Raw genomic sequence first — 14067 nt, forward strand, 5'->3', positions numbered from 1 at the left:
CGATCACGCCGAAATCCCTACAGGGAGGCGACGAACAGGCGATGCACGCGGCGATCGCCGGTCATCTCTGGGTGAAACGACGTGGCCAGCATGCGGCCCTGCCGGACCGCGACCGGATGCCCTGCCGCCTCGGCGAGGATCTCGACGTCCGGGCCGACGCGCTCGACCCACGGTGCGCGGATGAACACCGCGTGTACGGGTCCGTCCAGTCCTTCGAAGGGGATGTCACCCTCGAAGGAATCCACCTGTCGACCAAAGGCGTTGCGGCGCACTGTCATGTCAATCGCCCCGAGCGGTAGGGCCTCGCGGCCGGGCACGCCGGCGTCGTTGATGGAGGACGCCAGCAAGATCATGCCCGCACAGGATCCGTACGCCGGCATGCCGTCGGCCAACCGGGCCCGCAGCGGCTCGAGCAGCTCGAATTCGCGCAGCAGATGGCTCATCGTCGTGGATTCGCCACCGGGGATCACCAGCGCGTCGACGCCGTCCAACTCGGCCCGACGGCGCACCGTCACCGCATCGGCGCCGGCCTCGGTCAGGGCGGCGAGATGTTCTCGGGTATCACCTTGCAGCGCAAGGACACCGACGCGGGGCGGGCTCACTTGCGGGGCGGCGTGAAGTCACGCTGGTAGCGGGTCAGCCCCTCCTGCATCACCGCCGCGACCATCTCCCCGTACTGGTTGAACAGCTTGCCCTGCGTCAACGATCGTCCCCCGCACGCCGACGGCGACGACTGGTCGTACAGCAGCCATTCGTCGGCGCGGAACGGCCGCATGAACCACATCGCGTGGTCGAGCGAGGCGATGTTCAGGTGCTTGCGCTCGTCGGGGTGGTTGACCTGTGCCGAACCCAGCAGCGTCAGATCGCTCAGGTAGGCGAGCGCGCAGATGTGCAGCACCGGGTCGTCGGGCAGCGGGTCTGCGTGCCGGAACCACACCTGCTGCTGGGAAGCCTTGCCGGGCAACAGCGCCACCTGGTCACGCGGCACGATGCGGACGTCCCACTCGGCGAACTGGGCGAATCCGGCGTCGTCGAACGCGCCACCGGACCGGAAGCTGGGCAGGTCGTCCGGCGGCGGCGCGGCCGGCATCGCATCCTGGTGTTCGATGCCGCTCTGGTCGGTCTGAAACGACGCCGACATCGAGAAGATCGTCTCGCCGTGCTGGATAGCGTTGACCCGTCGGGTGGCGAACGATCCGCCGTCGCGGAGCCGCTCGACCAGGTACACCGTGGGAGCCCTGGCGTCGCCCGGCCGCAGGAAGTATCCGTGCAGCGAATGGACCTGGTAGCGCGGATCGACCGTACGCACCGCCGACACCAGTGACTGGCCGGCCACGTGACCGCCGAAAGTGCGCTGCAGGAACCCCGATTCGGGGCTGAACACACCACCGCGGTAGATGTTGACCTCGAGCTGCTCGAGATCGAGGATCGTTTCGATCGACATGCGGCTACTGTGCCATCCGCGCATCGCGCGAGCGTCGCACCCCTACCAGCCGCGTTCGGCGAGCCGGTGTGGCTGCGCGATGTCCTCGACGTTGATGCCGACCATGGCCTCCCCCAGCCCGCGCGACACCTTGGCCAACACGTCCGGGTCGTCGTAGAACGTGGTGGCCTTGACGATCGCCGCCGCACGCGCGGCGGGGTCGCCGGACTTGAAGATGCCCGAACCGACGAACACGCCCTCGGCGCCCAGCTGCATCATCATCGCCGCGTCGGCGGGCGTGGCGATACCGCCCGCGGTGAACATCGTCACCGGCAGCTTGCCCGCCCGTGCCACCTCGACGACCAGATCGTAGGGTGCCTGCAATTCCTTTGCCGCGACGAACAATTCGTCATCGCTCAGCGAACCGATCCGGCGGATCTCGCCGAGGATGGACCGCATGTGCGTGGTGGCGTTGGACACGTCACCGGTACCCGCCTCGCCCTTCGAGCGGATCATCGCCGCGCCCTCGGTGATGCGGCGCAACGCCTCGCCGAGATTGGTGGCACCGCAGACGAACGGCACGGTGAAACGCCACTTGTCGATGTGGTTGGCGTAGTCGGCGGGAGTGAGCACCTCGGACTCGTCGACGTAGTCGACTCCCAGGCTCTGCAGGATCTGCGCCTCCACGAAGTGGCCGATCCGCGCCTTGGCCATCACCGGGATGGTGACCGCGGAGATGATGCCCTCGATCATGTCGGGGTCGCTCATCCGCGACACGCCGCCCTGCGCGCGGATGTCGGCCGGGACGCGCTCGAGCGCCATCACGGCGACCGCTCCGGCACCCTCGGCGATGCGAGCCTGCTCCGGGGTGACGACGTCCATGATGACGCCGCCCTTGAGCATCTCGGCCATGCCACGCTTCACCCGCGCGGTGCCGGTGACCGACCCGTTCGTCTCAGGCGCGGTGTTGCCCCTGCGCTCCTGCCCCTGCCCGCCGATATCCACTGCCTTCTCCTCCAAATAAGTACGGAACCAGTCTAGTGGCCCGGCCAAATCGAATTAATCCGCAGCTCAGCGGATCGATTGCAACTCTCTGGCCGGTCCACCCGCGGCCATCTCATTGGCCTCCACGAGCAGTTCGGCCAGCTGTAGCGGGTAAACGATCTCACCGCGGTCGTTCAGTTCGGCGATGGTGGCCGCGTCGCACCATCGGTGTCCGTGAATGGTGCGACGCTCCAGGGCGGTGTGGCCGGTGGTCGACGGCTCGAACCGCGTCGTGCGGTAGATGAAGAACATCTCCTCACTGCGGATCACGGTGCCGTTGAACTCGAACACCGCGTCGCGCCGCCACACCGGACCGATGAGGTCCGCCGGACTGACGCGCAGCCCCGTCTCCTCCGCGATCTCACGCACCGCGGCATCGGTGAGCGACTCGTCCGGTTCGACGGCGCCGCCGACCGTGAACCACCACCGCGGCACGACGGCGGACTGTGCCCCGGGATCGGACCCGCAGAACAGCAATACGCAGCCCAGTTCGTCGAGCAGGACGACGCGCGCCGAGATCCGCGGACTCACCGGCCCGATGGAGCGCTGAGCGGATCGTTCGGCGATCTCGAAATAAGTTGGCAATGCGGCGGTTCCACCGAGGTGAAGCCATCGCACCAGCGGCCGCTCGCGCAGTGCCAGGGTGTCGCGGACGGCGTCGTTGTGGAAGCGGCGGGCCAGAATCACGCGCGCCTCGGCGTCGGCCAACTCCGCCACCAAGCCCACCGGCAGCGACGCGGGATCCACCATCGCGAGCGCGGCGGACAGTTCGTTCTCGGCCGCTTCCCGCCCCGAACGCGGCGCCCGCTCGGCGGCGTCGGCCAGCGCGGCCAACCGCCTGCCCTCGGGAGCTCGGCCGTAGGCGTCTGTGGCGACCGCCCTGGCCACCACGGCGCGGCGAGCCAGCAGCCCGTCCAACGCCTGCCAGGACAGGTCATAGCGGACGTGCAGGCGATCCAGCCGGTTGGCGGTCTGGAAGGCCCAGACGCCGCCGACGAGCAGCACCACGGCCACGACGACGAGTGTGATCACGACGATCCACGTGATCATTCGATTCCCCCGGTCACTTCGCTCTTGCGCGCTCGCGCCGCTCCGCTGGAACCGCGCTTGCGTGGACTACCCGCCGCCGCAACCTTCGCACCCGCACCCGCGACCCGAACCTTCGCACCGGCGCCGGCCACCGTCTCGTACACCCGCAGGATCTGGTGGGCGACGACCGACCAGTCGTAGCGCCGCACGGCCTTGGTCGCGGCCCCGACGTAGCGCTCACGCGCCGCATCGTCGGACAGCACCTCGATCAGCGCCGTGGCGAGCGCAGCCGGATCGTCGACGGGCACCAGCCGGCCCGCCGCCCCTTCCTCCAGCACCCGGCGGAACGCGTCGAGGTCGCTGGCGACCACGGCGGTACCGGCCGCCATGGCCTCCACCAGCACGATGCCGAAGCTCTCGCCTCCGGTGTTCGGTGCGCAATACACGTCGGCGCTGCGCATGGCGGACGCCTTGGCCGCGTCGTCGACCAGACCCAGGAAGCGCAGGTGACCGGCGAGCGCGCCGGCCTCCTCCGATAACTCCTCCTCGTCGCCACGCCCGACGATGAGCACCTCGACGTCGGGCAACGCCTCGACGAGCGCGGGCAGCGCCGCGAGTAGCACCGCCATGCCCTTTCTCGGTTCGTCGAAGCGGCCGAGGAACAGCACGGACTTGCCAGGTCGCGGGTAGCCGTCGAGCCGCGGCGCCGACGCGAACGATTCGACGTCCACCCCGTTGGGGATCTCGACCGCGTCGGAGCCCAGCGCTTCCATCTGCCAGCGCCTGGCCAGATCCGACACGGCGATGCGGCCGACGATCTTCTCGTGGAACGGGCGCAAGATGCCCTGAAATACGCTGAGCGTCAACGACTTCGTGGTCGACGTGTGAAACGTTGCGACGATCGGCCCCTCGGCGGCCTGCAGCGCCAGCATCGACAGGCTTGGCGCGTTCGGCTCGTGCAGATGCAGCACGTCGAAGTCACCCTCGGCGAGCCACTTCTTGACCCTGCGGTGGGTCGCCGGGCCGAACCGCAGCCGCGCGACCGACCCGTTGTACGGGATGGGGACGGCCTTGCCGCCGGAGACGACGTAGTCGGGCAGCGTGGCGCCGGGCGACGACGGGGCAAGGACGCTCACCTCATGGCCGTACCCGCGCATCACCTCGGCGAGTTGCAGCACGTGCGCCTGGACGCCGCCGGGTACGTCGAACGAGTACGGGCAGACCATCCCGATGCGCATCAGGGCTCCCCGACTTCTTTCAGTCGAGGCCCGTCCGCGAGCCGGGCCCGGCGTTCCTCCGACAGGTCGGCGATCCACTGCGGTTGCAGCATGTGCCAATCGGCGGGGTGGGCGGCGATGTTGGTGGCGAACTGGTCGGCCAGCTTCTGGGTGATCACGTCGACGCTGCCCGACGACGTGTCCAGCGGCGGATGGATCGTGGTCACCGACACGTCGGGCTCGAAGTGCGAGTGCGCGGGCAGCAGTGCCGCACCGGTGGCGAGCGCGAGCTTGGCCGGCCCGGCGGGCAGTCGGGTGGGCTCGCCGAAGAAGTCGACCTGCACGCCCGACCGGGTCAGGTCGCGATCGGACATCAGGCAGACCAGGCCGTTGTCACGGAGTCGCTCGGTCAGGATCTCGAACGGCGGCCGCTCGCCGCCGGTCAACGGGAGCACTTCGAAGCCGAGGCTCTCGCGGTAGTCGATGAACCGCTTGTACAGCGACTCCGGCTTGAGCCGCTCGGCGACGGTGGCGAACGCACCGTAGGTGTTGGTCAGCCAGACGCCGGACATGTCCCAGTTGCCGCTGTGCGGCAGAGCCAGCACGACGCCACGGCCGGCTTCCAGCCCTGCCGCGACGTTCTCGCTGCCCACCACCGCCGCGTCCAGCCGACGGGCCAGCACCTGATGATTCATCGACGGCAACCGGAACGCCTCCCGCCAGTATCGGGCGTAGGAGGCCAGCGAAGCACGAATCAGCTCGGCCGGCACCTCGGCGGGAGGTACCCCGATCACCCTGGCGAGGTTCTTTCGCAGCTGCTCCGGTCCCCCGCCACGTGCGGCGTACAGCGCGCCGGCATCAAAGGCGTTGCGCGCGGCGAACTCTGGCATGGCGCGCACCATCCGCCAGCCCGCGGCGAACCCCAAGTCGGTCAGTTGTCCACCCAGCGGAAGCTTGATTCCGCGCACCCGCGGCAGACCCGCCGACGGCGTGCTCACGCGTCGCTCGCCTTTTCCGAGGTATCGGCGGGCGGCTGCTGTGCGGGCTCGTTCTTCAGCGGATCCATCGCGCCCTCCGACGTGCGCACGGTGTGCAGCCGCTGGCCCAGCGTGATGAGGCTGGCCGCCGCCAGCGCCCACATCGCGACGTGCACCAGCCACGGCACGTGCAGGAACGGCACGCCCGACAACCCGGCGCCGGCCAGGACGATGATCAGCCGCTCGGGCCGTTCAATCAGGCCGCCGCCACCCTCAAGCCCGTTGGCCTCGGCGCGCGCCTTGATGTAGGACACCACTTGCGACGTGACCAGGCAGATCATCGTCGCCACCACCAACTCGGTGCTGTGCATGCCGAAGGCGGCCCACCACAGCAGGCCGCAGAAGATCGCGCCGTCGGCGATCCGATCGCAGGTGGCGTCGAGCACACCACCGAATCGGGTGCCGAAGCCTCGTTCACGCGCCATCGCGCCGTCGAGCATGTCGGCCAGCACGAAGACGAAGACCGCGAACGACCCCCACCACAGCTGCCCGATGGGAAACAGCGTCAGCGCGGAGATGATCGTGCCTGCAGTGCCGATGATGGTGATGCTGTCCGGGGTGAGGCCCGTGCGCAGTGCGGCCTTCGCCACCGGCCTGCTGAGCTTCGCGTAGGCCGCCCTGGTCAGCAGATAGAAGTCACTCACGGCTGCGCCTCCCATGCGGTGGCCAGCAGTTGGCGGGTGTCGCGCAGCAGCTGCGGAATGATCTTGGAGCCGCCGATGATGGTGATGAAGTTGGCGTCCCCACCCCAGCGCGGCACGACGTGCAGGTGCAGGTGCTCGGCAAGGGATCCCCCCGCGGACCTGCCGAGGTTCAGTCCGACGTTGAAGCCATGCGGCCGCGACACACCCTTGATGACGCGAATCGCCTTCTGCGTGAACGCCATCAGCTCGGCGCTCTCCTCGACCGTTAGGTCCTCGAGTTCGGACACCCGCCGGTAGGGCACCACCATCAGGTGTCCCGGGTTGTACGGGTAGAGGTTGAGCACCGCGTACACGAGTTCACCGCGGGCCACCACCAGGCCCTCTTCGTCGGACAGCGTCGGGATGTCGGTGAACGGTTCGGTGGACGCCGCCGAACCACCCTGCTCGCCCTTCTTCATCGGCGACTCGGCGATGTAGCTCATCCGGTGCGGCGTCCAGAGGCGCTGAAGATGGTCGGCTTCGCCTACACCGTGATCGACGATCCCGGTCTCATCGCTTCGCGCGGGGTCTTCCGTCACGGTTTGGCGCCCACCTCGAGCAGTTCCGCAGTGGGAGCGGCATTTTCGCGCGCGGCGATCCAGGCCGCGATGGCCTCGACCGCCTCGTCACGCGGCACCCCGTTGATCTGCGTGCGGTCGCCGAACCGGAAGCTGACCGCGCCCGCGTCGACGTCCTTGTCGCCGGCGAGCAACATGAATGGGACCTTCTGGTTGGTGTGGTTGACGATCTTCTTGGCCATGCGGTCGTCACTGGCGTCCACGTCGACTCGGATGCCGCGCGCCTTCAGTTGCGCCGCAACGCCTTCCAGATATTCCACGTGCGCATCGGAAACCGGGATGCCCACCACCTGTACCGGTGCCAGCCAGGCGGGGAACGCACCCGCATAGTGCTCGGTGAGGATGCCGAAGAACCGCTCGATCGAGCCGAACAGCGCACGGTGAATCATCACCGGGCGTTGCCGGGAACCGTCGGCGGCGGTGTACTCGAGCTCGAACCGCTCGGGGAAGTTGAAGTCCAGCTGGATGGTCGACATCTGCCAACTACGGCCGAGCGCGTCGCGGGCCTGCACCGAGATCTTCGGACCGTAGAACGCCGCGCCACCCGGGTCGGGCACGAGTTCCAGACCCGACTCGGCGGCCACCTCGGCGAGCGTGGTGGTGGCCTCCTCCCAGATCTCGTCGGAGCCGACGAACTTCTTTGGATCCTTCGTCGAGAGTTCCAGGTAGAAGTCCTGGAGGCCGTAGTCGCCCAGCAGATCGAGGATGAACTGCAGCAGCGAGGTGAGCTCACCGCGCATCTGATCGCGCGTGCAGAAGATGTGCGCGTCGTCCATGGTCAGGCCGCGCACCCGGGTCAACCCGTGCACCACGCCCGACTTCTCGTACCGGTATACGGAGCCAAACTCGAAGGCGCGCAGTGGAAGTTCACGATACGACCTGCCGCGAGCCCGGAAGATCAGGCAGTGCATCGGGCAGTTCATCGGCTTCAGGTAGTAGTCCTGACCGGGCTTGCGCACCGTGCCGTCCTCGTTGAACTCGGCGTCGATGTGCATCGGGGGGAACATCCCGTCCGCGTACCAGTCGAGGTGGCCCGAGGTGTGAAACAGCTGCGCCTTGGTGATGTGCGGGGTGTTGACGAACTCGTAGCCCGCCTCGATGTGCTTGCGCCGCGAGTAGTCCTCGAGTTCGCGGCGGACGATGCCGCCCTTGGGGTGGAAGACCGGCAGGCCGGATCCGATCTCGTCGGGGAAGCTGAACAGGTCCAGCTCGGCGCCGAGCCTGCGGTGGTCGCGGCGCTGCGCCTCCTCGAGCAGTTCGAGGTGGCGGTCGAGCGCCTCCTGCGACTCCCAGGCGGTGCCGTAGATGCGCTGCAGGCTGGCATTCTCTTGGTCACCGCGCCAGTACGCGGCAGAACTACGGGTCAGCTTGAACGCCGGGATGTACTTCGTCGTCGGGATGTGCGGTCCGCGGCACAAGTCGCCCCAAACTCGTTCCCTGGTGCGGGGATTCAGGTTGTCGTAGGCGGTCAGCTCAGCGCCGCCGACCTCCATGACGTCGGGGTCGCCGGACTTGTCGTCGATCAGCTCCAACTTGAATGGCTCGTTGGCCAATTCCTCGCGGGCTTGGTCCTTGGACTCGTAGACGCGCCGGTCGAACAGCTGCCCGTCCTTGACGATCTGGCGCATGCGCTTCTCGAGGGCCTCGAGGTCCTCCGGAGTGAAGGCCCGCGGCACGTCGAAGTCGTAGTAGAAGCCGTCGGTGATCGGCGGGCCGATGCCGAGCTTCGCCTCGGGAAACAGGGCCTGCACCGCCTGCGCGAGGACGTGCGCAGTCGAGTGCCGGATGACGCTGCGCCCGTCCTCGGTGTCGGCGGCGACGGGGGTCACCTCGACGTCGACTTCGGGTACCCAGGACAGATCACGCAGCTGGCCCTCGGCGTCGCGCACGACGACGACGGCGTCAGGCGCTCCCCTGGTCGGCAGCTCCGCAGCACGAACCGCCGCCCCTGCGGTCGTCCCGGCAGCGACCCGGATCGGGGCTGCTAGGGCTGGGCTGGCGGCGGCGCTCATCGGTGGATCTCCTCAATGCGGGTGTGCGGGGTTTTCTGACCGCGACCATGCTATCGGTGCGGGTGGTCAGGACCCCAGACCGATGGGGCTCTTCAGTGCCGCGGAGTCGAGGCCCACCAGACCCGCGGCCCAGGCGAGCGCTCCGAGCAGCCACAGCGTGCCGAGCACCACCGCGGCGGTGAACGCGACGCCCAGGGCCTGCACCCACAGGCCTTGCCGCTTGAACCAGGCCATCACGCGGTCGTAGCGGTCGCGGGTATATCGCAGCAGCCGGTGTGCCCACTCGAACTCGGTGGCCAGGATGGCCAGGCCGATGAAGACGATGGCCCAGCCGGGACCCGGGTACGGGATCGCCAGGATTCCCGCGACGAGCACGATCAATCCGATGACCCCGACCACGATGCGGTAGGTGAAGTCGGCGGCGGGCCGGTCGCGCAGCTTGTCGCGCCACCGAGCCCAGCGCCGCTTCAACTCGTTGGTCTTGCTCATGGCTGCCCCGGCTTCAATTTCACGAACAGTGCTTCGGCGTCGCAGAGCACCGCGTCGCCGTCGAGCAGGCGCCCCGAGACGAAGATCTTGCGGCCGTCGATCCGGTCGATACAAGACTCGACCTGCAGTTCCTTTTCGACCGGTGCGACCCGCCGGTAGTTCACGTGCAGGTAGGCCGTGCGTTGGTAGCGCGTCTTGCTGAGCTTGAACGCGGTGAAGCCCAGCAGCGAATCGAACAGCAGCGCCACGGCGCCGCCGTGCACCGCGGCGTTGCGGCCGAGGTGGAACCGGCGGAACTTCGCGGTGCCACCGACCCGGCCGTCTTCTGTGACGACGAGGTCGACGGGCACCTGCATGATGTTGCCCCGGTTGGGCAGGTCCATCCGCCGTCCCGACGGCGATTGCCACTCATCGGCGTCGTAGGGCGCCAGCAGGTGATTGAGGTCCTCGAGCATGTCGGCGGCCTTGGCGATCACGTCGTCGGGCGCGTCGGCGGCACGGGCGTGGTCCTGCAATGAGCGCACGGCCTCGACGAATCGCCCGTAGTCCGGGCCGCCGCGGTTGGTGGGCACCGGCGGGTTGAATCCGCCGCCGCGGTGCTCGTCTTCGGGATCGGGTTGCACCAGGCCACCGTATGCGTTCGCGGTGGGCCGTGACGGTGCCGGCATGTCGAAAAGCTCCCCATTCCGGTTCAAGTGCGGCTAGAAACTGACTCCGGGGAACGTTTCGGTGGGGGGTGCGTGATGACGCGTCAGCAGGGGGCGGGCCGCCCAGACGGCGGAGTGGATCTTTCACTTGCCGAGCGGGCCTTTTCGCGAGTCTCGGTTCCGCCGGGCTCGAGTCGGTGGAGAAAACCCGCCAGCGAGGAGCCGCCGCAGATTCGTCAGCGCCGTCGACTGCACGGGCTGTTCTGGGCTGGACTGGTCGTCGGCGGCGTGCTGGTGGCGATCGGCCTGTGGCTGACCCACATTCGCACCGCCGGATGCGCGGAATTCCAGATTGCGTCCCAGCTGGCCGGAACGTCGGATCGGCTGAAGAGCGCGGTGGTCGGCTGTGCGGCGAACCCGTCGGGCTGGGAGTTGGTGAAGTGGGACTTCCTCCTGCTCGTCGGGTACGGCCTCGTTGGCTGCCTGGTGTTGATCGCCGGCTGGTGGCGCTACGAGGCGCAGGCCTTGCGCCGCGCCTCGTTCGTCATCTGGCTGCCCGCCATTGCAGCGCTGTGCGACCTCGTCGAGAACTTCGTGTTGTGGGCGGTCATGAAACCAGGACCCGACAGGCACCCGGTATTCGACTATTCGGGTTGGCGCGTCCAATGGTTCTTCGAGACGGTGCTCCTCACCGCCGCATGGTTGAAGTGGATGTGCCTGGCCGTGGCGGCCGTCGCAATCGTCATGGCCATCTCGGTGTGGGTCGCCCGGCGTGCCGAGCTGTATCCCCTGTTGCCACTTGAAACAACGGTGACCGAGTCAGGAACCGAGACCCCCGCCGTTCCAGCCGCACCCGAAGGCGATGAGCGAGTGGTCGGTGTCTGCGTGAGCGGGGGTGGGATTCGCGCGAGCGCGTTCGCGCTCGGGGTGTTGAGCGAATTGGAGCCGGGGGGCTCGGCTGCGACGCCGGCGCGGAAAGCGGACGGTCCGACGGGACGGGTGGGCGCCGGAGTCGGTCGCGCGCTGGACACCGCATCTGCACCCGCGGATCAAACGAGGAGTGGTTCGATCACCGCAGATCCCGGCCGTCACGCCGACCGCCGCCGAGAGCTCGACCACCCCGGGGCGGACGACGATCCCGAACTCTTGCCGAGCGCGAGGACCGGGGCGCCGACGGCCACGAGCGTTCGGAGCGTCTCGCCCGACCACCACTCCGTCCCGGCGTTCGATCCGTGGGGCCCCTTGAGCGAGGCACGTTATCTGGCTGCGGTATCGGGTGGGGCGTGGGCGGCGACCGCTTGGACCCTGCAAGAAGCGTCTACGAATTCGCGAGAGAGCAATCCGTCGGCTGACCGCACCAACAGTGCCGACGCCGTGATCGACGGATTGGTCGCCCCATCGTTCTCGTCGCCCTACCAACGGCAGAAGTACTTGTTGAACAGCCGCCACGGCTTGTTGCCAACGCTTGCGTGGGTGCTGTGCTGCTCGACAACCAACATCCTGTACGTGTACTCGCTGCTCTTTCTCATCGCATGGCCGCTGGGCTGGTTCATCGATCGTCCGGTGATTTCGTGCAGGTACGCACCCGGCTGCCACGGTGGGGCAGGCGTTCCGGAAGCGCTATTTCCGAGCGCCGGGCTCGCAGTGGTTGCCGTTGTGGCCCTGCTCGCCTGCGGGATGCGTCCACGGTGGGCGGCCAAGTGGCCCATCGGTGCCGCGCTCCTTGGGCTTGCCCTGCTGTCCGCGGTGTTCTTGGCCGCCTTGCCCGCACTGTTCAAACTGATTGAGGACGGTGCGGACGCATGGGTCTCGCTGTGGTCCACGATCAGCACGTCGGTGGCGCTCAGCATCGGCGGGATCATCTGGAAGCTCTTTGGCGGCCCACTGCTGCATCAGGTGCAAGGACGAGTGGCCCGCATGCTGCCGCGCTTGTTGGGTGTGCTGCTGACGGTTCTGTTCGCCATCTGGCTGCTTACCGTGATGTACATCTCGGCGCAGGGCTGGTGGCCGACGTGGGTGGTCTTGATTCCGGTGGCACTGTTGCTTCTCATCTCCATGGTGCTGAGCCCGAACTGGCCGACGTTGCACAACGTCTTCTCCAAGCGTCTGCGCACGTCGTTCGATCCGACGGCCGATGCCTACCACGGCGAACCCAACTTGGCGGCCGCCTGGGACTGGGGCCGACTCGAAAGTCGCACTCGCGGAAGCGATGAGCCGGGACGCTCGGATACGGAGGTTGTACCCGAACTCCTGCTGTGCTGCGCCCAACAGCGCAACGGGATTGCACTCGGCGGACTCCGCGCAGAGACGTTCACCGTCTCTCCGAGGTGGATACGTCAGGGCGGCCGCACCATGCCCACGCAGGACTACCTGAACGTCGCCGCCGGCATCCGCCGGACCATGGGCAGGGGCGGATTCGAGGACTTGCAGTACGTCTCATCGTGGTTGGCGACGACGGGCGCAGCGTTCTCCTCTGCGATGGGCCGGTCCAGCCTGGGGAGCACGAACGCCTTTCTGGCAACCATCAATGCCGACCTCGGGATCTGGCTGCCCAGTGTGATCGGACTTCAAGAAGGTGGCCACCCGTCGTCTCAGACAGCGTGCCAGGCAGCCGCCAGCGACTCAGGCGGGTGGCGGCGAATTCGACACAGGTTGAGTGGTTCCACGCTGCCCCGACCACACATGGGCTATCTGCTCAAGGAGATTCTCGGCTGGTACAGCAATTACGACAAGTACGTCTTCGTGACCGATGGCGGGCACTGGGACAACCTCGGACTGGTTGAACTACTTCGCAGGAATTGCAACGTGATCTACTGCGTGGATGCCAGCGGCGATGCCATTGGTACCTTTGCGACGCTTCGCCAAGCGCTCACGTTGGCGTCCCTCGAACTGGACGGTTTCGAGGCTGACGACATGGACGTCGAAGACGCGCTGGCTCAACTGAAACCGGTCAACGACGGTATGGCGCTGACCAATGTCACCAAGATACCCATCCACCGCCGGATCGGCGGACAACCCATTACCGTCGAGATTCACTACGTGAAATTGCAGAGCTGCCAGGCAATGTCGAAGAATCTTCGTCGATATGCCATCGCCGATCCGGGCTTCCCCCACTACTCCACGGCCGATCAGTTTCTGACGCCCCGTCGCTTCGACCATCTGGTCGAGCTCGGGAGGGATTCGGGGTACCGGTTGCGCATGGCAAGGTGAATGGGGTGACTCGCCGGAACCGACTCAGCGACCTCGCCACCCTTCCCCTGACCTACACCGAGGTCGGTGCGACCGCAGGGCCGCTTCCCGCGGGCTACCACCACTTGGACGCATCCGCGATGATCGGGCACGGCAGGCAGCGCTTCGAGGAAGCCGCCGACGCGGTGATGCGGTGGGGCATGCTGCGGGACGCCGGAGTCCGGGTCGAGCCCACGACGGAGGTCGCGGCGGTCGGCTCTGAGGTGCTCGTCGGCCTCGGCCCGCTGCGGGCCCCCTGCCGGGTGGTGTACGTGATCGACGAACCCGATCGGCGCGGATTTGCCTACGGCACCCTGCCCGGGCATCCGGAGACCGGTGAGGAACTATTCGCCGTGCGCTACGACCCGGCGAGCCAGGCGGTGTACGCGGAGGTGACGGCGTTCTCCCGGCACGGAACCTGGTGGAGCCGTCTTGCCGGCCCGATCACGTCCGTGGCGCAACGCGTGATCAGCCGAAGGTACCTGCGGGCGCTGTAGGTGGTGAAGGTCCGCGAGCCATTGACGCACGCCGAAACTGCTGGGAGATCGCGAAAATCGCCCGATCGACGATCTCCTAGCAGTTTCGGCGCGGTATGTGGAGGTTGGGCGCGGCGGGTGGAGGTCGGGCGCGGTAGATGGCGCGTGAAGGTCCCCGAGCCATTGACGAACGCTGCTCATATC

General features: G+C 67.5%; 13 protein-coding genes. 2 read left to right on the plus strand and 11 right to left on the minus strand.

Features of this window, described 5'->3' with window-relative positions:
- Window positions 1-17: 17 nt before the first annotated feature.
- From pdxT to N536_RS0109550, 11 genes are all read right to left on the minus strand, one after another.
- Window positions 18-602, minus strand: a complete 585-nt coding sequence (gene pdxT, locus N536_RS0109500; RefSeq protein ID WP_029113395.1) for a pyridoxal 5'-phosphate synthase glutaminase subunit PdxT — start codon at window positions 600-602, stop codon at window positions 18-20.
- Entirely contained in the window at window positions 599-1444 is an 846-nt protein-coding gene (gene tesB / locus N536_RS0109505) for an acyl-CoA thioesterase II (protein WP_029113396.1), read from the minus strand. Before tesB ends, pdxT begins: the two co-directional genes overlap by 4 nt.
- A 42-nt stretch (window positions 1445-1486) precedes the next feature.
- Window positions 1487-2422, minus strand: coding sequence for a pyridoxal 5'-phosphate synthase lyase subunit PdxS (gene pdxS, locus N536_RS0109510; protein WP_155948542.1), 936 nt, complete (start codon window positions 2420-2422; stop codon window positions 1487-1489).
- A 72-nt stretch (window positions 2423-2494) separates the two neighbouring features.
- A complete protein-coding gene (locus N536_RS0109515) occupies window positions 2495-3517 on the minus strand; it encodes an NUDIX hydrolase (RefSeq protein ID WP_029113398.1) in 1023 nt (340 codons plus the stop codon).
- Window positions 3514-4734: a glycosyltransferase family 4 protein gene (locus tag N536_RS37910; protein WP_051574374.1), complete on the minus strand. Its 1221-nt coding sequence runs from the start codon at window positions 4732-4734 to the stop codon at window positions 3514-3516. Before N536_RS37910 ends, N536_RS0109515 begins: the two co-directional genes overlap by 4 nt.
- Window positions 4734-5681: a phosphatidylinositol mannoside acyltransferase gene (locus N536_RS0109525; RefSeq protein WP_231514487.1), complete on the minus strand. Its 948-nt coding sequence runs from the start codon at window positions 5679-5681 to the stop codon at window positions 4734-4736. Before N536_RS0109525 ends, N536_RS37910 begins: the two co-directional genes overlap by 1 nt.
- A gap of 26 nt (window positions 5682-5707) precedes the next feature.
- Window positions 5708-6394 carry a phosphatidylinositol phosphate synthase gene (gene pgsA, locus N536_RS0109530; RefSeq protein WP_029113400.1) on the minus strand — a complete coding sequence of 229 codons (687 nt, stop codon included), beginning with the start codon at window positions 6392-6394 and terminating at the stop codon, window positions 5708-5710.
- Window positions 6391-6972, minus strand: coding sequence for an HIT domain-containing protein (locus N536_RS0109535; protein ID WP_029113401.1), 582 nt, complete (start codon window positions 6970-6972; stop codon window positions 6391-6393). The genes pgsA and N536_RS0109535 overlap by 4 nt, the downstream gene beginning before the upstream one ends.
- Entirely contained in the window at window positions 6969-9023 is a 2055-nt protein-coding gene (gene thrS, locus N536_RS0109540) for a threonine--tRNA ligase (RefSeq protein ID WP_029113402.1), read from the minus strand. Before thrS ends, N536_RS0109535 begins: the two co-directional genes overlap by 4 nt.
- Before the next feature lie 66 nt (window positions 9024-9089).
- Window positions 9090-9512 carry a TIGR02611 family protein gene (locus tag N536_RS0109545; protein WP_029113403.1) on the minus strand — a complete coding sequence of 141 codons (423 nt, stop codon included), beginning with the start codon at window positions 9510-9512 and terminating at the stop codon, window positions 9090-9092.
- Window positions 9509-10180, minus strand: a complete 672-nt coding sequence (locus N536_RS0109550; protein ID WP_051574375.1) for a PaaI family thioesterase — start codon at window positions 10178-10180, stop codon at window positions 9509-9511. Before N536_RS0109550 ends, N536_RS0109545 begins: the two co-directional genes overlap by 4 nt.
- 75 nt (window positions 10181-10255) lie before the next feature.
- Between N536_RS0109550 and N536_RS0109555 the strand changes: the two genes are divergently transcribed.
- Entirely contained in the window at window positions 10256-13369 is a 3114-nt protein-coding gene (locus N536_RS0109555; protein WP_155948530.1) for a hypothetical protein, read from the plus strand.
- Between the two features lie 5 nt (window positions 13370-13374).
- A complete protein-coding gene (locus tag N536_RS0109560) occupies window positions 13375-13884 on the plus strand; it encodes a DUF1990 domain-containing protein (protein WP_036435921.1) in 510 nt (169 codons plus the stop codon).
- Window positions 13885-14067: the final 183 nt, after the last annotated feature.

Origin of the sequence: Mycobacterium sp. URHB0044, assembly GCF_000620625.1 — a bacterium.
Lineage (GTDB): Bacteria > Actinomycetota > Actinomycetes > Mycobacteriales > Mycobacteriaceae > Mycobacterium.